We start from the raw sequence: 19,332 nt of genomic DNA on the forward strand, positions 1-19,332 counted from the left end.
TCGACGGGGCGCGACGGTGCCCGGGGAGGGAGACCGGCGCGCCGGACGCGGGCGTGGCTCCTGGCCGCAAGGGCAGTTGTCCTGCGAGCCACACCCGAGATCAGCACTCAGTGATCGGACAGATACGGTGGAGAGCGGGGAGGTCCGCCGGCCACGTGCGGACAATGCGCAGACAGCGGTCTCCGCCTGCTCAACGACGCTGGTCGCGCTGGTGACGTGTCCGGGTTTCCGGACCCGCTCGTGGACGCTGACCGCTCCGCCCGCCTCGCCGGTGTCCGCGAGGCGCGCAGGTACGCCCCGGCCGGCCGCCGGTACGATGCGCGGATGGGTAGGTTCCTCGCGCTCTTCAACGGCGCGGCCGATGAGGCAGGCAAGGCCACACTCAGCGAACAGCAGCAGGCCGAGTTCCTCGACGCCTGGGCATCGTGGGCCCAGACCAACGAGCGGGCTCTCGTCGACCCGGGCGCTCCGTTGTTCGCGAAGAAGCTGGTCACGGCGCAGGGGGTCGAGGACTTCACCGACGGCATGACGGGTTACACCATCGTGGAGGCGGACTCGCACGACGAGGCGGTCCGCATCTTCTCCGGACATCCGCACCTGGGACTGTTCACCGGAAACTCGATCGCCGTTCTCGAGTGCCCGCCTCCGCCCGGCTGACACCCCCGCCCGCAGGATGATCCCGCCGGGCACGCCCTTCTCCGACCGGGACCGTCGGCGGCACCCCCGGCTCAGTCCTCGGTCTGGGGGCCGAGCAGGCGGATCTCCTCGATGTCCAGCGCCGCCTGGACCTCGCGCAGCACGCTGTCGTCGATCTCGTTGTTGTCGCGCAGCCGGGTCACCTCGCGGCGCTTGTGCTCCAGCACCCCCAACCGCAGCCGCGTGTCCGACTCCTGGGCCCGGTCGGCCTCCGGCCCGCCACCGGACTCCGTCACCAGGTCCAGGTAACGCTGGTAGTCGGCGCGCAACCGGTCCACCGCCGTGCCGTCGACCTCGAGGTCGGCGGCGACGCCCGGCAGCGCCGCCAACGCCACCTCGGTGGCCCGGCGGCGGGCGTGCCGCACCTCGTCCCCACGTGCCTCGTCGCCCCGCAGGCCGGCCCAGCGGGCCACCGCCGGCAGGGTGGTGCCCTGCACCAACATGATCGACACGATCGCCACGGCGGTGCAGAAGATGATCAGATCCCGCTCCGGCACCGGCGTGTGCGTGGTGGCCGTGGTGACCGGCACCGCGAGGGCGGCGGCCAGCGACACCGCCCCCCGGAACCCCGCCCAGCCGGCCGCCACCCGGACCCGCCGGCTCACCGTGGCGCCCCGGCCCACCACCGGCAGGCCGTAGGAGAACAGCTGCAACCACACCAGCCGGACCACCACCACCATCAGGGTGACCGAGGCGGCGATCGCCACCGACCGCACCAGCGAGGTGCTGGTCACGTGGTTCACCGCCCGGGGGATCTGCATCCCCAGCAGCACGAACAGCGCCCCGTTGATCAGGAAGGTGGACAGGTCCCAGAAGGCGTACGCCAGCACCCGGGACCGGGCCCGGATGATCCTCGGGCTGGCGTACGACAGCAGCAGCCCGGCCACCACGACGGCGAGCACCCCGCTGGCGTGCACCACCTCGGCCAGCAGGAACGCGGCGAACGGGGTGAGCACGCTCAGCGCGCCCTCGCGCAGCGGGTCGTCCAGCCGGCGGCGGATCAGCACCACCACCAGCCCGACGACCAGACCGGCGGCCACCCCGCCCCCGGCCGAGCCGACGAACCGGCCCAGGAACCCCAACACCCCGGGCGCGGCACCACCGACGATCAGGCCGACGGTGACCGAGAACAGCACCAGCGCGGTGCCGTCGTTGACCAGGCTCTCCGCCCGCAGCGTGGTCAGGATGCGGCGGGGCATCCGCTTGGCCAGGCCGGCCACCGCCGCCGCGTCGGTGGGGGCGAGCACCGCGCCCAGCACCCAGGCCGCCTGCGGGCTCATCCCCAGTGACTTGGCGACCAGCGCCACCGCCACCATGGTCACCACCACCAGCGCCACCGCCAGTGAGGCGATCACCAGCAGGTTCGACCGGATCTCCCGCAGGCTGATCACCAGGCTCTCCCGGTAGAGCACGGCCGGCAGGAAGAGCAGCAGCACCACGTCGGGTTCGAGCACCACGTCCGACAGCGGCGGCAGCAGCGCCAGCAGGCCACCCATGGTGATCAGCAGCACCGGCGGGGCGACCCGGTACCGGCCGCCGATGGTGGTGCCGACCAGCACGGTGGCGGCCAGCACCACGATCAGGACCAGGACGTCCACGCCACCCCCCGCCTCCACCCGACATGCTGGTACGAAGTCGGCGGCGGGGCGGGGAGAATCCGGGATCTGCCCGGGTCGGCTCAGGTGACCCGGGACGGCTCCGCCGGCACCCCGGTCCAGGCCCGCCGCTCGGCGATGTCCCGCAGCCGGTCCATCGCGTCCCACACGTCGACGTGCCGGGTGTAGAGCGCCGCCGGGCCGAGCCGCAACCGGTCCGGCACCCGGTAGTCGCCGACGACCCCGGCATCGACCAGGGCGCGGGAGATCCGCAGGGCCTCCGGGTGGTACAGCGACACGTGCCCGCCGCGCCGGGTGGGGTCGCGGGGCGAGGCGAGCCGGAAGCCGTGCGGGACGAGCCAGGCGTCGGCCAGTTCGACGATCAGCTCGCCGAGGCGGGCCGACTTCTCCCGGACCCGGTCCATCCCGGCGTCGGCCAGCACGTCCAGGGCCGGGTCGAGGGCGGCCATCCCGAGCACCGGCGGGGTGCCCACCAGGAACCGCTCCGGGCCGGGCGCGGGCTCGTAGCCGGCGCCCATCCGGAACTGGTCACGCTGGCCGAACCAGCCCCAGATCGGCTGCCGCAGCGACTCCTGCAGCTCCCGCCGCACGTAGAGGAAGGCCGGTGCCCCGGGGCCGCCGTTGAGGTACTTGTAGGTGCAGCCGACCGCGAGGTCGGCCCCGGCGGTGGTCAGGTCCAGGGGCACCGAGCCGACCGCGTGCGACAAATCCCACAGCACCAGCGCGCCGACCCGGCGGGCCGCCTCGGTCACCGCCGCGACGTCCAGCAGGGCCCCGCAGCGGTACGACACCGCCGACAGCACCACCAGCGCCACGTCCTCGGTCAGCGCCGCCGCCAGGGTGTCCGGGTCCAGCCCCTCGTCGAGGTCGGAGGGGAGCAGCCGCAGGGTGTGCCCGCGCTGGGCCGCCAGCCCCTCCAGCAGGTACCGGTCGGTGGGGAACTCCTCGGCGTCGGCCAGGATCGTGCCCCGGCCGGGCCGGGCGTCGAGGGCGGCGGCGGCCAGCTTGTAGAGGTTGACCGAGGTGGAGTCGGAGACGATCACCTCACCGTCGCGGGCGCCCAGCGCGTGGGCGGCGATCCGGTCACCGATGCGGCGCGGCCACTCGATCCAGGTCGACCAGCTCCGGACCAGCTCGGTGCCCCACCCGCCACGGACCAGGCCGGCCAGGTGGTCGCCGGTGGCGGCCGGCAGCCGGCCCAGCGAGTTGCCGTCGAGGTAGAGCAGGTCGTCGACCACGAACCGGTCCCGCAGGCCGGCGAGTGGATCGGCGGCGTCCCACTCCTGCGCGACGTCCCGGGATGTCGGTGTGGTCATGGTGTCCTCCCTCCGCCCGGGGACACCCGGGCCGATGCAGGCTAGCCGATCGGCCCGGCGAACCGTAAGGGCCGGTGGCCCGGCCACCCCGTACCCCGCCGGGTCGGCAGCGGGTCAGCGGACCGGGACGGTCGCGGTGACGGTGGCCTGGTCGATGTCGCTGGTGCGTACGGTGAACCGGATCGTCCAGTCCCCGCGCGCCGGCAGGCTGATCTCGGCGCTGCCGTGGTGCGGCTCCGGGGTGTCCACCGGCACCGTCATCGGTTCGATCCCGGCCGCCGGCAGGGCGAGGCTGACCGTCCACTGGGCCACCGGCAGCGGCTGCCCCTGCGGGGTGTAGACGTACGCGTGAAGCGAGTTCGGCACCCCCACCCGGACCGGGTAGATGTCGAACTGGAGGGTGTAGGTGCCGCTGGCGAGGGTCTGCGCGACGCCCTCGCGGGTGGCACGGGCGGCTTGCGTGTCGGCGGTCCGGCCGGGCGGGGTCTGCACCAGCACGGCGGTCAGCGCCAGCACCACCGCCGTGGCGGCGAGTTCCACCCCGGCGGCCCACGCGACCCGGCCCGGCCGGTCGGCGGCCCGGCCGGCGCGCACCGCCCGCCGCTGCCAGGCCGCGACGCCGAGCACGGCGGCGAGCAGCGCCGCCTTGGCGCAGAGCAGCCGGCCGTACGCGGTGCCGACCAGCGCGCCGGGCCGGCCGAGTTCGATCGCGGCCTGCCCGACGCCGGAGGCGACCAGCCACCCCACCGCGACGGTCGCCCACCGCGACCAGGCCGGCAGGATGCGGCCCAGCACCCGCCGGTGGGTGCCGGGCAGCAGGAACACCGCCAGGGTGAACAGCCCGCCCAGCCACACGCTCATCCCGGCCAGGTGCACCACGTCGGCGAGGACGCTCACCGGCGGCAGGGGCGAGGCCACCGGGTGCCCGGCCAGCGGCCAGGTCACCAGCCCGGCCAGGCCCACCACCGCCAGCGCCACCCGCCGGCCGCGCCCGGCCCGCCCTGCGGCCACCGCCGCCAGCAGCCCGGCGGCGATCGCGGCCAGCGCCAGCCGCGCGCCCAGCACCGGCCCGACGTCGCTGCCCGCCACCGCCGTCAGGTCACCACGCGACAGGTCGCCGACCGGCACCCCGACCATGTCGGCGGCCTGCGTCACCCACGTTCCGGCGGCGCCCACGACCACCAGGGCGAGACCGACGTACCCGGTGGCGGTCACCGCGCGACGGCGGCGACGGCGCGGCCAGCGCACCGCGCCCAGCAGGGTGGGGCCGACCGCCAGCACCAGGCCCAGGTAGCCGACGTAGCGGGCGGCGGGGGTCCACCCGCCCGAGGGGCGCTCGTCGACGCTCACCGGCTCCGGGGGCGTCGCCGACGGCGCGCCGGCCGAGTAGGCGAAGCTGCCGGCGACCGGGTGGCTGTCGGCCGAGATGACCCGGTAGCTGACCAGGTAGGTGCCGAGCGGCCGGTCCGGCACCCGGACCGGGATGCGCAGGGTGGCCCCGTCCGCGACCGGCTCCCCGGCGGTGACCCGCCGCCCGTCCGGGCCGAGCACCTGCACCCGGCCGATGACCGGGGAGACCGACTCGCTGAAGACCAGCACCACCTCCCCGGGCGGGGAGCCGATCACCGCGTCGCGGACCGGGCTGGTGGCGACCAGCGCGGCGTGGGCGGCGGCCGGGGTCGCCGGGGTCAGCGGTACGGACAGCAGCGCGAGGAGCAAGCCCAACAGCACGGCGGAACGGGTGGTACGCACGCACAGTGGTTCGTATTTCGTGATCACATGGTTCAACCGTGGCCGGAACGATCCGGTTCGCCGGTCGGGTGCTGGTGCAGGGCGAGGGTCAGCAGGAGGCGGGCGTCCGGGTCGTCGAGGGCCGGGCCGAACAGGCCGCGCAGCTGCCGCATCCGGTAGCGGACGGTCTGCGGGTGGGTGTGCAGGTCCTCGGCGACGGCGACCACCTGCCCCTGCCGGCGCAGCCAGCCGTGCAGGGTCTCGGCCAGGGCCCGGCGGGTGGTGGGCCGCAGCCCGGCCAGCGGGGCCAGCACCGTGCCGGCGAGGTGCCCGGCCAGGCCCGGCTCCCACGCGGTGAGCAGGGTGAGCAGGTGGTCGTCGCAGGACACCACCGGGTCCGGGCCGAGCGCACCCTGCTGGTGCAGGGCCAGCGCCCGGCGGGACAGCCGGTACGACAGCCGCGCCCGCTGCCGCTGCACCGTCGGCCCGAGCGCGGCCCGGCGTCCGACCAGCGCCTGCCGGGCCCGGTCGAGCCGTCCCGGCGTACCGGGATCGGGCAGCACCACCCGGATGGCGTCGCCGACGACGGCGGCCAGCGCGCCCGCGCCGATGCCCCGGGCCACGTGTTCGGCGTCGGTGCCGTCGACACTGAACACGGCAACGGTCGCCGGCAGCGGCCAGCGGGCCGCGTCGGCGGCGGCGTGCAGCACCGCCCCGGTCGGCGGGTCGGGCTGCACGAGGAGGGTGACCAGCCGGCGTCGGGTGGTGACCCAGTCCTGGGCGGTGTCCCGCTGCTCGGCGAGGAACCCCTCGGCGGCGGCCCCGGCCAGCGCGTCGACGTAGCCGAACAGCGCCCCGGCGATCACGTACAGGTCGGCCGGGGCCGGGCCGGCCGGCGTGGTGGGGGGCCCGCCGGGCCCGGCCGGCGCGGTGGCGTGTTCCACCAGGAAGGCCCAGATGTCGCGGGCCCCGAGGGTGAGCACGGTCCGCAGCGCGTCCACCCGGTGCCCCTCGCGGTACTCGGTGCGTCCCAGGGCGTGGAACACCTCCCGGGTTGCGGTCAGCTCCCGGGCCGGGTCGGCGACCGCCTCGACGAAGGTGTCGACGGCGGTCTGCACGCCCAGCGCCAGGCCCTGCCCCTGCCCACCGGTCAGCGACCGGCCCTGGGCGGCCATCGCGGCCCGGACGGTGGCGAGGATCCGCCCGTGCAGCGGCCCGCGCAGCCCCCGCAGGTGGTCGCCGACCGACGGCGCGAGACCGGCGAGACCGGGCTCGATGTCGAGCAGGGCGTCGGACACGATCGGCCATCCTTTGTCATCCGGGTGACAATTCCGCTGGTGAATACTGCACCCCGGCACGGATCATCTTGGCATCACGCTACGTAGGGTCGGCGCATGGAGACGGATGTCATCGTGATCGGCGCCGGCCTGGCCGGCCTGGTCGCCGCCGCCGAGGCCGCCGACGCGGGCCGTCGGGTGCTGCTGCTGGACCAGGAGTCGGAGCACAACCTCGGCGGGCAGGCGTTCTGGTCGTTCGGCGGGCTGTTCTTCGTCGACTCGCCCGAGCAGCGGCGGATGGGCATCCGCGACTCGGTCGAGCTGGCCTGGCAGGACTGGACCGGCAGCGCCGCCTTCGACCGGCCCGAGGACCACTGGCCGCGCCAGTGGGCGCAGGCGTACGTGCACTTCGCCGCCGGTGAGAAGCGGGCCTGGCTGCGGTCGATGGGCCACCGGGTCTTCCCGGTGGTGAGCTGGGCCGAGCGGGGCGGGGGAGCGGCCCACGGGCACGGCAACTCGGTGCCCCGGTTCCACGTCACCTGGGGCACCGGCCCCGGCGTGGTCGAGCCGTTCGCCAGGCGGGTCCGGCAGGCCGTCGCGCAGGGCCGGGTGACGCTGCTGTTCCGGCACCGGGTCGACGAACTCGTCACCACCGCGGGAGCCGTCACCGGGGTGCGCGGCGCGCTCCTCGCCCCCGACGACGCGCCCCGGGGGTGCAGCAGCTCCCGGGAGGTCGTGGGCGACTTCCAGCACGACGCCCAGGCCGTGATCATCACCTCGGGCGGTATCGGCGGCAACCACGACCTCGTCCGGCGGGCCTGGCCGGCCCGGCTCGGCACCCCGCCCACCCGGATGGTCACCGGCGTCCCCGCCCACGTCGACGGCCGGATGCTCGCCATCACCGAGACCGCCGGCGGGCAGGTGATCAACCCGGACCGGATGTGGCACTACACCGAGGGGTTGCGCAACTGGGACCCGATCTGGCCCCGGCACGGTATCCGCATCCTGCCCGGCCCGTCCTCGCTCTGGCTCGACGCCACCGGGGCCCGGCTGCCGGCACCGCTGTTCCCCGGCTTCGACACCCTGGCCACCCTGCGGCACCTGCGCGCCACCGGCCACGACTACAGCTGGTTCCTGCTCACCCAGAAGATCATCGAGAAGGAGTTCGCGTTGTCGGGCTCCGAGCAGAACCCCGACCTCACCAACCGCAGCGTCCGGCAGGTGCTGCAACGCGTCAGGCCGGGGGCGCCCGGGCCGGTCGAGGCGTTCAAGCGGCACGGGGCCGACTTCGTCGTCGCCGACTCGCTGCCCGAGCTGGTGGCCGGGATGAACAAGCTGGCCGCCGAGACCGACGGCCCGCAGCTCGACACCGCCGCGCTGACCGCGCTGGTCGAGGCGCGGGACCGGGAGATCGCCCACCCGTTCGGCAAGGACGCCCAGCTCGCCGCGATCCGGGGGGCCCGTCGCTACCGGGGTGACCGGCTGATCCGGGTCGCCACCCCGCACCGGCTGCTCGACCCGGCGGCCGGCCCGCTGATCGCGGTGCAACTGCACGTGCTGACCCGCAAGAGCCTCGGCGGGCTGCACACCGACCTGTCCGCCCGGGTGCTGCGTCCCGACGGCGAACCGCTGGCCGGGGTGTACGCGGCCGGCGAGGTCGCCGGCTTCGGCGGCGGGGGCATGCACGGCTACAGCGCCCTGGAGGGCACCTTCCTCGGCGGCTGCCTGTTCTCCGGTCGTACCGCCGGTCGCGCGGCGGCGGCGGCCGTCGGCTGACCGCCCCGGCCGGGCCCTCGCTAGGCTCGGCTGCCGTGGACGACGACGCGCTGACCGCGATGGTGACCGTGGCGGCGGGGCAGGTGACGCTCTCCGACAGGCGCACCGAGCGGCGCTGGTCGGTCGGGGTGGCGGCGTACCGGCTCGGCGTCGTACCGGTCACCCAGGGGTGGTACGCCCGGGTGACCGGGGAACGGCCGAGCACCACCCGGGGCGACCGGCTGCCCGTCGAGGGGGTGTCCTGGGTCGACGCGGTGCGTTTCTGCGACGCCCTGTCCCGCCAGGAGGGGCTGACCCCGGCGTACCGGCTGCACGACGACGGTGAGGGTGCGGACTGGGACCCGCGCGCCGACGGCTACCGGCTGCCGACCGAGGCCGAGTGGGAGTACGCCTGTCGGGCCGGCACCACCGGTCCGCGCTACGGCCCGCTCGACGAGATCGCCTGGTACCGGGGGAACTCCGGCGAACGGCCGCACCCGGTGGCGGGGCGCGCCGCCAACCCGTGGGGCCTGTACGACCTGCTCGGCAACGTCTGGGAGTGGTGCTTCGACGTCTACGACGCCGAGGTGTACGGCGGCTACCGGGTGCTGCGCGGGGGCGGCTGGTTCGACGAGCACTGGAGCTGCCGCGCCTCGGTACGCCGCCGCAGCCACCCGAGGTTGCGCATCGACGACGTCGGTTTCCGGCTGGCCCGGTCCCTGCCGCGCTGACCCCGCGACCGGTGCCCCCGGACGGTCCGTGGCGCCTCCACGGGCGGGAACCGGGCCGGTCAGGCCATCCGGCGGGTGCTGTGCCGCACGATCAGCGGGGTGGCCAGCTCGATCCGGTGGCTGTCCAGCCCCTCCCCGGCCACCAGCGAGAGCAGCATCCGGGTCGCCATGCCGGCCATCTCGGCCAGCGGCTGACGCACGGTGGTCAGCGGCGGGGCCGCCCAGCGGGCCGAGTCGAGGTCGTCGAAGCCGACGATGCTGATGTCGTCGGGGACCCGGGCGCCGCGTTCGTAGAGCGCCTCGTAGGCGCCCAACGCCATCTCGTCGGCGCAGGCGAACACGGCGGTGGGGGGCTGGGCGAGGTCCAGCAGGGCGTTCATCTCCCGGTAGCCCGACGGGGAGGTGAAGTCGCCGTGCCGGACGTACCCGGCGGGGATCTTGCGGTTGGCCGCGTTCATCGCGGCCCGGTACCCGTCGACCCGGGCGCGGCTGCACGGCACCGTCGGCGGGCCGCCGATCACCGCGATCCGGTGGTGACCCAGGTCGAGCAGGTGCTCGGCGGCGGCCACCCCGCCGGACCAGTTCGTCGCCCCCACCGACGGGATGCCCGCGCCGGGCTGGCCGGCGGGGTCGATGATGACCACCGGGATGCCCAGCTCTTCGAGCTGACCCTGTTGGCTGGGGGACAGGTCGGAGAGCACGAGCAGCACCCCGTCGCAGCGGCGCTTGGAGAGCTGTTCGATCCACCGCCGGTCGGGACGGCTGCGGCTGCGCCCGTGCACGGCGGAGACCACCACCCCGACGCCCGCCCGGTAGGCCAGATCCTCGACACCGTCGAGGATCTGCATCGCCCAGGGGCTGCCGAGATCCCGGAAGACCAGGTCGATGAGGCCGGCGGCACCGGGCATCGAGGGCGCCCGGCGGGCGGTGTACGACCGCCGGTCGAGCAGATCCTGGATCCGGCGTCGGGTCGCCGGGGCGACGTCGGGTCGACCGTTGAGCACCTTCGAGACGGTGGGCACGGACACCCCCGCGGCGGTCGCGATCTCCGACAGCGTCGCCCGGTCCTCCGCCATGCCCATCTCCTCCGCAGTCGTGCGCCCGTCGGCAGCATAGCCCGAAAGTTTCGGAGGTCGGGTGACGCCCTGGTCGTTGCGGCGATGCGACCGCCCGACACCGGCTCCCGGCGGCGTGCCGGTCCGTTCCCGGGACGTGGGTCGCCGGGGGTCGGACAGCCGAAACTTTCCCGAAACCGACTTGTCGGGTGCGGTGGGTCGGGCCGGGGGTCGACGGGCCTTCACGCCCCGCCCGATTTCTGCTGCGGCGGCGCATGCGGCATGCTGTGCCGCAGTGGCAGGAGACTCTGCCGGTGACCGGCGACGAGCCGCGGACACGCGGTCGTCCCTGCGCGAGACGTGCGGGAGGGCGGGGCGGCGATGGCCGAGGCTGAGGCGAGGCGTTCCGTGTTCACCGGCGCCAGCGAGATGGCGGCCCGGATGCGCGCCTTCGACTGGCCCGCCACCTCCCTGGGCGCGGTCGACGACTGGCCGGCGAGCCTGCGCACCGCCACCCGGATCTGCCTGACCTCCCGGTTCCCCATGATCGTCTGGTGGGGCCCGGAGCTGCGCTTCCTCTACAACGACGCCTACGGCCCGCTGCTCGGCAGCAAACACCCGGCCCTCGGCAAGCCCGGCGACCAGGTGTGGGGCGAGATCTGGCACATCATCGGGCCGATGCTGCGCGGCGTGGTGGAGACCGGCGAGGCGACCTGGTCGGAGGACCTGCTGCTGCCGATGAACCGACACGGCTACTGGGAGGAGACCTACTGGACGTACTCCTACAGCCCGCTGCACGACGACGACGGTGTGGTGCGCGGCGTGTTCACCGCGGTCAGCGACACCACCGAACGGGTGATCGGCCAGCGGCGGCTCGCCACGTTGCAGGACCTCGGGGCCCAGGCCGGCACCGCCCGTACCGTCGGGGAGGCGTGCGGGCTGGTCGCCGGGTCGCTCGGCCGGGCCGGCGCCGACGTGCCGTACGCGGCGGTGTACCTGCGGGCCCGCGACGGCGGGTTGCGGCTGACCGCCAGCACCCGCCCCGGCGAGGTCGACCGCGAGGGCGGGGCCGCCGCCGCGGTGTGGCCGGTGGCGCAGGTGCTCGCCGACGGTCGACCGGCGCACGTCACCGACCTGCTCGACCGGGCCGGCGAACTGCCGGCGGGCGGCTGGCAGACCGCGCCCACCGAGGCGATGGTGCTGCCGCTGCACGGCGAGACCGGCGCAGAGGACATCGGCGTCATCGTGCTGGCCGCCAGCGCCGGCCGGGCGCTCGACGACGGCTACCGCACCTTCTTCGACCTGGTGGCCCAGCAGAGCGCCGCCCTGATCAACGGCGCGGTCGCCTACGAGGTGCAGCAGCAGCGGGCCGAGGAACTCGTCGAGCTGGACCGAGCCAAGACGGCGTTCTTCTCCAACATCAGCCACGAGTTCCGGACCCCGCTGACGCTGATCAGCGGCCCGTTGCAGGAGCTGCGGGCCCGACTGGGCGACGGGGACGTGCAGGTCCGCGACGAGCTGGACGTCATGCACCGCAACGCGTTGCGGCTGGGAAAGCTGGTCACCGCGCTGCTCGACTTCTCCCGCATCGAGGCCGGCCGGATGCAGGCGAGCTACGAGCCCGTCGACCTGTCCCGGTTCACCGCCGAGCTGGCCAGCGTGTTCCGGGCGGCGGTCGAACGCGCCGGCCTCACCCTCGACGTGGACTGCCCGCCGCTGTCGGGGCCGGTGCACGTTGACCGGGCGATGTGGGAGAAGGTGGTGCTCAACCTGCTCAGCAACGCCCTCAAGTTCACCTTCCACGGCGGTATCCGGGTCACGGTCGCCGACCGCGACGGCACCCCGACGGTGCAGGTCACCGACACCGGCATCGGGGTGCCGGCCGACGAGATCCCCCGGCTCTTCGAGCGCTTCCACCGGGTGCCGCAGGCCCGCTCCCGGTCCCACGAGGGCAGCGGCATCGGCCTGGCCCTGGTCCGGGAGCTGGTCGGCCTGCACGGCGGCACGATCACCGTGGACAGCACCCCGGACGTCGGCACCACCTTCACCGTCCGGCTGCCGTACGGCGTCGCCCACCTGCCCGCCGAGCACGTCGTCACCGGCGTCGGCGAGCCGGTGCCGTCGGACAGCGCCGAACCGTTCGTCGCGGAGGCGCTGCGCTGGCTGCCGGCCGCCCACACCGACGACCGGCCGGTGCCGCAGCCGGCACCGGCCGACCTTCCCGGCGCGGACCGGCCCCGGGTGCTGATCGCCGACGACAACGCCGACATGCGCGAGTACCTGCACCGGCTGCTGCGGTCCCGCTACGACGTCACCGCCGTCGGCGACGGGCTCGCCGCGCTGGCCCGGGCCCGGACCGCACCGCCCGACCTGATCGTCAGCGACGTGATGATGCCCGGCCTGGACGGCCTCGAACTGGTCGCCGCCCTGCGCGCCGAGCCCCGCACGATGGGGGTGCCGGTGCTGCTGCTGTCGGCCCGCGCCGGCCAGGAGGCCGCCGTCGAGGGGCTGGAGGCGGGTGCCGACGACTACCTGGTCAAACCCTTCTCCGCCGAGGAGCTGCTGGCCCGGGTCCGGGCCAACGTCGACCTGGCCCGGTTGCGTAACCACCACGCCAACTGGCGGGCCGCGATGATCAACTCGTTGCAGGAGGGGTTCTTCGTCCTCGACGCCGACGGCGCGCTGGTGGAGATGAACACCGCCTTCGCCGAACTGTTCGGGTACGGCCCCGAGGGCCTGCCCTACCGCCCCCGCTACCCGTGGTGGCCCGACGACGTCGCCGACGCCTCGGCGAACCGGCTGGTGGCCGACGCGTTCGCCCAGGCGATGACCGTCTCCCACGGATCGTTCGTGGTGCCGTTGCGGCACCGCGACGGGCACCGCCTCTGGACGGCGGTCGCCTTCAACGCGGTCACCGACGACCACGGCCGGCGGATGGTCGTCGGCACCATCCGCGACGTCACCGCCGAACGGTACGCGGTGCAGCGGGAGACCGCCCTCAGCACGCTCAACCAGCGGCTGTCCCGGGCGGCCAGCACCAGCGAGGCGTTGCGCGCCGGCATCGAGGAGCTGAGCCAGCTCTGGCAGGCCCACCGGGCGGTCGCCGTCCGCTGGGCGTCCGACGGCACGCCGACGGTGACCGCCGCACCCGGCACCGACTGGGAGCAACTGTCCGGCCCGGTCCGCGAGACGGTCACCACGCTGCGGGCGCAGCCACCCCTGCGGATCACCATCGACCCGGCCACCGGGTCCCGGCCCGTCGGCGTCGGCACCACTGTCGACTCGCCGCAGGGCCCGCTGGTGATCTGGCTCGAACTCGACCCGGCGCGCGGCTTCGGCACCGAGGACCAGATGCTCCTGCTGCTGCTGTGCGGGGCGCTCGGGCAGGCGTTGCACCGGGCCCACGCCGCCGACCAGCAACGTGAGGTGGCGGTCGCCCTGCAACGCTCCATCCTCGGCCCCGCCGAACTCCCCGCCGGGTTCGCCGTCCGCTACGAGCCGGCGACCCGCCCCCTCGAGGTCGGCGGCGACTGGTACGACGCGGTGACCCTGCCCGACGGCCGGATCGGCATCGTCGTCGGCGACTGCGTCGGCCGGGGCCTGCCCGCCGCCGCCGTGATGGGGCAACTGCGCAGCGCCTGCCGGGCCCTGCTGCTGGAGGCGTCCGGCCCGGCGCAGGTGCTCACCGCCCTGGACCGGTTCGCCCGGATGCTGCCCGGCGCGGCCTGCACCACCGTGTTCTGCGGCATCCTCGACCCGGAGACCGGGAAGCTGACCTACAGCAGCGCCGGGCATCCGCCGGCGATCCTCACCCATCCCGACGGCCACACCGAACTGCTGGCCGACGGCCGGGGCAGCCCGCTGGGCATCCCGTCGCGCGGTGGCCGCCCCGACGCGACGAGCATCGTGCCGGCCCGGGCTGTGCTGCTGCTCTACACCGACGGCCTGGTGGAACGCCGCCGCCAGTCGCTCGACGCGGGGATCGCGCAGGCCGCCTCCGCCGTCCGGGAGGACCACACCGCCGGGGTGGAGCAGCTGGCCGACCGGGTGATGCGGCGGATGACCCCGCAGGGCGGGTACGACGACATCGCCCTGCTGCTCTACCGCCATCCGGCACCGCTGGAGCTGTCGTTCCCCGCCGACCGCTCACAGATGGCCCCGGTGCGGTCCACCCTGCGCCAGTGGTTGCGCCGCACCGGTGCCGACCCGCACCTGGCCCAGGACGTGCTGGTGGCCACCGGTGAGGCCTGCGCCAACGCGGTCGAGCACGGCCACCGCGACGCCCGTCCCGGTCTGATCCGTCTGCTCGCGGTGGCCGCCGGCACCGACCTGTTCGTCACGGTGGTCGACTCCGGACGGTGGAAGGTGCCCGAGATCGACCACGACCGGGGACGCGGCATCAACCTGATGCGCGCGTTGATGTCGCACGTGGACATCCGGACCACCGATGCCGGCACCACCGTCGAGCTGCACACGAGGATTCCCGCATGAACACGCCCCTGGGCCTGGCCACCGGCCGGCAGGCCGACGGCGCGCCGGTGCTGACCGTCACCGGCGAGATCGACATGAGCAACGCCGACGAGTTCCGGGCGGCGATAGCCGACGCCGCCGTCGACGGGCACCGGCTGACCGTGGACCTGACCGGCGTGGAATACCTGGACAGCGCCGCTCTGGCCGCGTTGTTCGCCCACGTCGACGGCCTGTCGGTGGTGGCGAACCCGTTGCTGGCAAGCGTCCTGACCATCTCCGGTCTGAGTCGACTCACCACGGTCACGATCCGCGACTGACCCGACCGGCCGACACCGGCCGGGGGCCGCCGGGACGCCCGGCGAACGGCCGGTCGGTCAGCTCGCCGTCACACGGAACTCGTTGCCGTCCGGATCGGCCAGCACGACGTCGCCGTCCGCGCCGACATCGAGGCGGGTGGCCCCGAGGGCGACCAGCCGGTCGACCTCCGCCTGCTGGTCGCCCTCGGGCGTGAGGTCCAGGCGTTGCCGGTTCCGGCCCTGCTTCGGGGCCAGGGGCGGGCCGCCCCAGGCGACCTTCGTGCCGCCGTACGGTGACTGGACGGCGGTTTCCTGATCGTGGTCCCAGACCAGCGGCCAGCCCAACGCCTCGCTCCAGAAGAGGCCGACCTCCCGCGTGCCGTCGCAGGCGATCTCGCCGAGCGGACCGCACCCGGCGAGGAAGCCGTTGCCCGCCTCGATGACGCAGAACTCGTTGCCCTCGGGGTCGGCCAGGACGATGTGCCCCTCCTCGGGACGCTGCCCGACGTCGAGGTGGCTGCCGCCGAGATCCAGCGCGGCCGCCACCTGCCGCTGCTGGTCGTCGGGGCTGGTGCTGGTCAGGTGCAGGTGCATCCGGTTCGGCCCGCGCTTCTCAGTGGGGCTCGGGACGAACCGGAGGCCGAGCTGGGTGGCCGTGCCGGGCAGGAGCGCACCACCGGTGGCGTCCTCGACGACCTCCCGGTGGAGCAGGCCGGCCCAGAAGCGCGCGAGCCGCACCGGATGTCGCGCATCGAGGGTCAACGTCAGGGGTCCCGAGAGCATCACCGCACAGTAGACGCCGACCGGTGGGGCGACAAGGCGATTGCGCCGGGCCGACCGGGCGCATCGGCGGTGGCGGCACACGGGTCCGGCCGGAAGGTCCGCCCGGGATGATCAGCGGCGGGGTCGTGCCAGTCAGTGGCCGTGCCAGGACCGCCACAGCGACGCGTAGACGCCGTCGGCGGCGACCAGGTCGTCGTGCCGGCCGACCTCGGTGATCCGGCCGTCCTCCAGCACCGCCACCCGGTCGGCGTCGTGCGCGGTGTTGAGCCGGTGCGCGATGGCGATCACCGTCCGGCCGGCCAGCACCGCACCGAGCGCCCGCTCGGTACGCCTGGCGGTCGTCGGGTCCAGCGCGGCGGTCGCCTCGTCGAGGATCAGGATGTCCGGGTCGGCCAGCACGAGTCGGGCCAACGCCAACTGCTGGGCCTCGGCCGGGCCCAGGTCGCGCACCCCGGCCCCGAGCGGGGTGTCGAGACCGTCCGGCAGGTCGGCGAACCAGTCGGCCCCCACCGCCGCCAGGGCGGCCCGCAACTGCGCGTCGGTGCCGCCCGGCGCGGCGAACACCAGATTGTCCCGCAGCGTACCGAGGAAGACGTGGTGTTCCTGGGTGACCAGGGCGATCCGGCGACGGCGCTCGGCCGGGTCGAGGTCGGTGACCGCGACCCCGCCGAGGGTCACCGTTCCCTGGGCGGGCACGTCGATGCCGGCGAGCAACCGGGCCAGGGTGGACTTGCCCGCCCCGGACGGGCCGACCACGGCCAGCCGTTCCCCCGCCGCGACCGTCAGGTCGATGCCGTGCAGCACCTGCGGGCCGTCCGCGTACCGGAACGTGGCCCCGCGCACCTGCACCACGCGCCCGGCGGGCAGGGCCGCCCGGCCGCGGGGCTCCGGCGGCACCTGCCCCACCCCGAGCACCCGGGCGTACGAGGCGACACCGCGCTGCGCCTGCTCCACCCACAGCAACAGCCGGTCCAGCGGATCGATCGCCTGTTGCAGGTAGAGCGCGGCGGCGACCACCTCACCCAGGCTGACCCGTCCCCGCGACAGCAGGGCACCCCCGGTGAGCAGCACGGCGGCGATCGGGATCGGATAGCTGCCCTCCACCACCGGAAAGAACGCCGACCGCAGGGCGAGGGTGGCCCGCCGGGTGGTCCACACCGCGCCGATCCGGGCGGTGCCGTGGGCGACCCGGTCACGGCCCAGCCGCAACGCCTCGACGGTGCGGGCACCCTCGGCGGTCGTGGTCAGCGCCTCGGTCAGCTCCGCCGTCGCCGCCCCCTCGGCCAGGTAGGCGGGGGTGGCCCGGCGCAGATACCGGTGGACCGCCACCCCGATCGACGGGAACCCGGCGAGCGCGACCAGGCCGAGCAGCGGGTCCAGCAGGAACACCGCGCCGAACAGCAGCGTCAGCTGGGTGCCTGCGATGACCAGCACCGGCACCACGTCACGCAGCATGGTGCCCACCGTGGACACGTCCACCGAGCTGCGGGTGGCCAGGTCACCGGTGCCGGCGTGCTCGACCACCGAGACGGGCAGGCCGAGCAGGCGGGTCACGAAGTCCTCGCGCAGCCGCGCCACGGCCCGCTCACCGAACCGGTGCCCGGCGTACTGGGCGTAGCGGGCGAGCAGCCCCTGCACCAGCACGCAACCGCCGATGGCCAGCGCCAACCGGTCCACCGCGCCCGCCCCGGCCCCGGCGGTGACCTGGTCGACGATCCGCCCGATCAGCCACGGCGCGGCCAGTCCGGCGAGGGCGGCGGCGCTGTGCAACGCCAGCACCCCGACGACCGCCCACCGGTCGCCGGCGAGCACGTCGCGGGCGGCCCGCCGGACCACCGCCGGGCTCGCGACCGGGAGCTTCGTCATCGTCCGGCCCGCCCCACCGGCGTGTCGTCGGTGCCGCTGGTCCGCCAGACCAGCCGCCGGTAGTCCGGGTCGGCGGCCAGCAGCGCGGTGTGCGTCCCGGTGCCGGTGATCCGGCCGCCACGCAGGTGGGCGACCGTGTCGGCGTGCCCGAGCAGCACCGGTGAGGTGCTCAGCAGCACCGTCGTGCGACCCGTACGGGCCTGCCGCAGGCGCTGCGCGACCCGGGCCTCGGTGTGCGCGTCCACCGCCGACGTCGGGTCGACCAGGATCAGCACCTCCGGGTCGGCGAGCAGGGCACGGGCCAGCCGGACCCGCTGCCGCTGGCCGCCGGAGAGGGTGCGGGCCCGGTCGCCGACCGGGGCGTCGAGCCCGTCGGGAAGCCCCTCGACGATGTCGCGGGCCGACGCCACGTGCAACGACGCGTCGATCCGGGCGTCGTCGACGGTGCCCTGCGGACCGGCGAGGATCTGCCGCAGCGTCCCGGCGAAGAGGTACCCGTCGTGGTCGGCGACGAGGATGCGGGAGCGCACCTCGTCGAGGTCGACGGCCGTCAGCGCAACCCCGCCCCAGGTGACCGCGCCGGTGACGTACCGGCCCAGTCGGTCGGCCAGGGCCGCCGCGTCGGCCGGGTCGTCGGCGGCGACGCCGATCAACCGACCCACCGGAACCGTCAGCCCGCTGTCGGGGTCGTGCAGCGGGGCCGGGGCGGCCGGGGCGGGACGGGTCGCCGGGCCGCCCACCGGGTCGGGGGCGAGCCGGAGCAGGTCGACGATCCGCCGGGCGGCGACCCGGCCCTGGATCAATTGGTAGCTGCCCTCCAACAGGAACCAGACCGGCACGATGAGCACCGCCACGTAGCCGTAGACGGCCACCAGCTGCCCGACGGTGATCCCGCCCGCCGCGGCCGTGCGGGCGGCCAGCCACACCACCACGGCGAGGAACAGCCCGGGGATGACGGCGGTCAGTGCGTCCACCCAGCTGAGCACCGCACCCACCCGGTAGCCCTCGGCCCGCAGCCGTTGCGACCGGGCGGCGTACCGGCGGGCGAACAGGTGCCGGCCGCCCACCCCGGCGAGCACCCGCAGGCCGGCGACGATGTCGTCGGCCCGGGTGGTCAGCTCGCCCTGCTGCTGCCGGTAGACCGCCTCGGCCCGCTCCAGCCGGCGCAGCAGCGGGCCGACCACCAGTGCGACCACCGGCACCCCGAGCAGCGTCACCAGCGCCAGCACCGGGTCGATGGACCAGAGCACCACGGCCGCGACCGCGTACGCCAGCACCGCGCCCACGCCGGGGCCGGTCAGGGTGAGCACCTGCGAGGTGCGCACGATGTCGTACCCGCCGACGGTGGCGACGTCCCCTGCGGCGAGCCGGCGGGGCAGCACCGCCCCGACCCGGGCGAGCTGGCGCAGCAGCACGGCGGCCGAACGGGCGCTGGCGTCCTCCCGGATGAACGTCATGGTCCGGTGCCGCATGATGCCCGCCCAGGCCAGCGCGGCCCCGGCGACCACGATCGCGGCGACCCAGCCGAGCAACGCGGCGGTGTCACCGGTCCGCAGCCCGTCGTCGACGGCGCGGGCGACCAGGAACGGCCGCACCGACAGCCCCACCATCCAGACCGTGCCGAACAGCGACCCGCGCAGCACCCGCCACGGCTGGCAGCGGACCAGCCACCAGATGTACCGCAGCGGCCCCGCCGTGTCCGGCGTGCCCGGGTCCGGGTGGGGCAGGCGTGGAGGCACC

At 75.0% G+C, this 19,332-nt stretch carries 13 protein-coding genes; 5 read left to right on the forward strand and 8 right to left on the reverse strand.

Annotation, left to right across the window (positions count from 1 at the left end):
• Positions 1-324: 324 nt before the first annotated feature.
• Positions 325-657, forward strand: coding sequence for a hypothetical protein (locus ACN261_RS24565; RefSeq protein WP_421482004.1), 333 nt, complete (start codon positions 325-327; stop codon positions 655-657).
• 71 nt (positions 658-728) lie between these two features.
• Here ACN261_RS24565 and ACN261_RS24570 read toward each other — a convergent pair whose 3' ends face one another.
• The 4 genes from ACN261_RS24570 to ACN261_RS24585 form a co-directional block, all read right to left on the reverse strand.
• Positions 729-2,294, reverse strand: a complete 1,566-nt coding sequence (locus ACN261_RS24570; RefSeq protein ID WP_421482005.1) for a Na+/H+ antiporter — start codon at positions 2,292-2,294, stop codon at positions 729-731.
• Positions 2,295-2,374: 80 nt separating this feature from the next.
• Complete coding sequence (gene kynU / locus ACN261_RS24575) at positions 2,375-3,628, reverse strand: kynureninase (RefSeq protein ID WP_425852366.1); 1,254 nt, start codon at positions 3,626-3,628, stop codon at positions 2,375-2,377.
• A gap of 114 nt (positions 3,629-3,742) precedes the next feature.
• On the reverse strand, positions 3,743-5,380 hold the full coding sequence (locus ACN261_RS24580; RefSeq protein WP_425852368.1) for a copper resistance protein CopC: 1,638 nt from the start codon (positions 5,378-5,380) through the stop codon (positions 3,743-3,745).
• Positions 5,381-5,412: 32 nt separating this feature from the next.
• Positions 5,413-6,657: a PucR family transcriptional regulator gene (locus tag ACN261_RS24585; protein WP_425852370.1), complete on the reverse strand. Its 1,245-nt coding sequence runs from the start codon at positions 6,655-6,657 to the stop codon at positions 5,413-5,415.
• Between the two features lie 96 nt (positions 6,658-6,753).
• Between ACN261_RS24585 and ACN261_RS24590 the strand changes: the two genes are divergently transcribed.
• Positions 6,754-8,412, forward strand: coding sequence for an FAD-binding dehydrogenase (locus ACN261_RS24590; protein ID WP_425852372.1), 1,659 nt, complete (start codon positions 6,754-6,756; stop codon positions 8,410-8,412).
• Between the two features lie 59 nt (positions 8,413-8,471).
• On the forward strand, positions 8,472-9,122 hold the full coding sequence (locus ACN261_RS24595) for a formylglycine-generating enzyme family protein (RefSeq protein WP_425853647.1): 651 nt from the start codon (positions 8,472-8,474) through the stop codon (positions 9,120-9,122).
• A gap of 59 nt (positions 9,123-9,181) precedes the next feature.
• Here ACN261_RS24595 and ACN261_RS24600 read toward each other — a convergent pair whose 3' ends face one another.
• Positions 9,182-10,198: a LacI family DNA-binding transcriptional regulator gene (locus ACN261_RS24600; protein WP_421482011.1), complete on the reverse strand. Its 1,017-nt coding sequence runs from the start codon at positions 10,196-10,198 to the stop codon at positions 9,182-9,184.
• A gap of 360 nt (positions 10,199-10,558) precedes the next feature.
• On the opposite strand from ACN261_RS24600, the gene ACN261_RS24605 reads away from it, so the two are divergent.
• Together ACN261_RS24605 and ACN261_RS24610 are read left to right on the forward strand one after the other, a co-directional pair.
• A complete protein-coding gene (locus tag ACN261_RS24605) occupies positions 10,559-14,668 on the forward strand; it encodes a SpoIIE family protein phosphatase (RefSeq protein ID WP_425852374.1) in 4,110 nt (1,369 codons plus the stop codon).
• Positions 14,665-14,964: an STAS domain-containing protein gene (locus ACN261_RS24610; RefSeq protein WP_357927539.1), complete on the forward strand. Its 300-nt coding sequence runs from the start codon at positions 14,665-14,667 to the stop codon at positions 14,962-14,964. Before ACN261_RS24605 ends, ACN261_RS24610 begins: the two co-directional genes overlap by 4 nt.
• Positions 14,965-15,021: 57 nt before the next feature.
• Here ACN261_RS24610 and ACN261_RS24615 read toward each other — a convergent pair whose 3' ends face one another.
• From ACN261_RS24615 to ACN261_RS24625, 3 genes are all read right to left on the reverse strand, one after another.
• Positions 15,022-15,726, reverse strand: a complete 705-nt coding sequence (locus ACN261_RS24615; protein WP_425852377.1) for a VOC family protein — start codon at positions 15,724-15,726, stop codon at positions 15,022-15,024.
• Between the two features lie 132 nt (positions 15,727-15,858).
• Positions 15,859-17,592 (reverse strand): ABC transporter ATP-binding protein, encoded by a 1,734-nt coding sequence (locus tag ACN261_RS24620; RefSeq protein ID WP_425852379.1) that lies wholly within the window; start codon positions 17,590-17,592, stop codon positions 15,859-15,861.
• The gene (locus tag ACN261_RS24625) at positions 17,589-19,235 is read right to left on the reverse strand and encodes an ABC transporter transmembrane domain-containing protein (RefSeq protein WP_425853648.1); all 1,647 of its coding nucleotides are present in this window, start codon (positions 19,233-19,235) and stop codon (positions 17,589-17,591) included. The genes ACN261_RS24620 and ACN261_RS24625 overlap by 4 nt, the downstream gene beginning before the upstream one ends.
• Positions 19,236-19,332: the final 97 nt, after the last annotated feature.

The sequence above is a fragment of the Micromonospora sp. WMMD723 genome (assembly GCF_049863385.1).
Taxonomy (GTDB): domain Bacteria; phylum Actinomycetota; class Actinomycetes; order Mycobacteriales; family Micromonosporaceae; genus Micromonospora; species Micromonospora wenchangensis.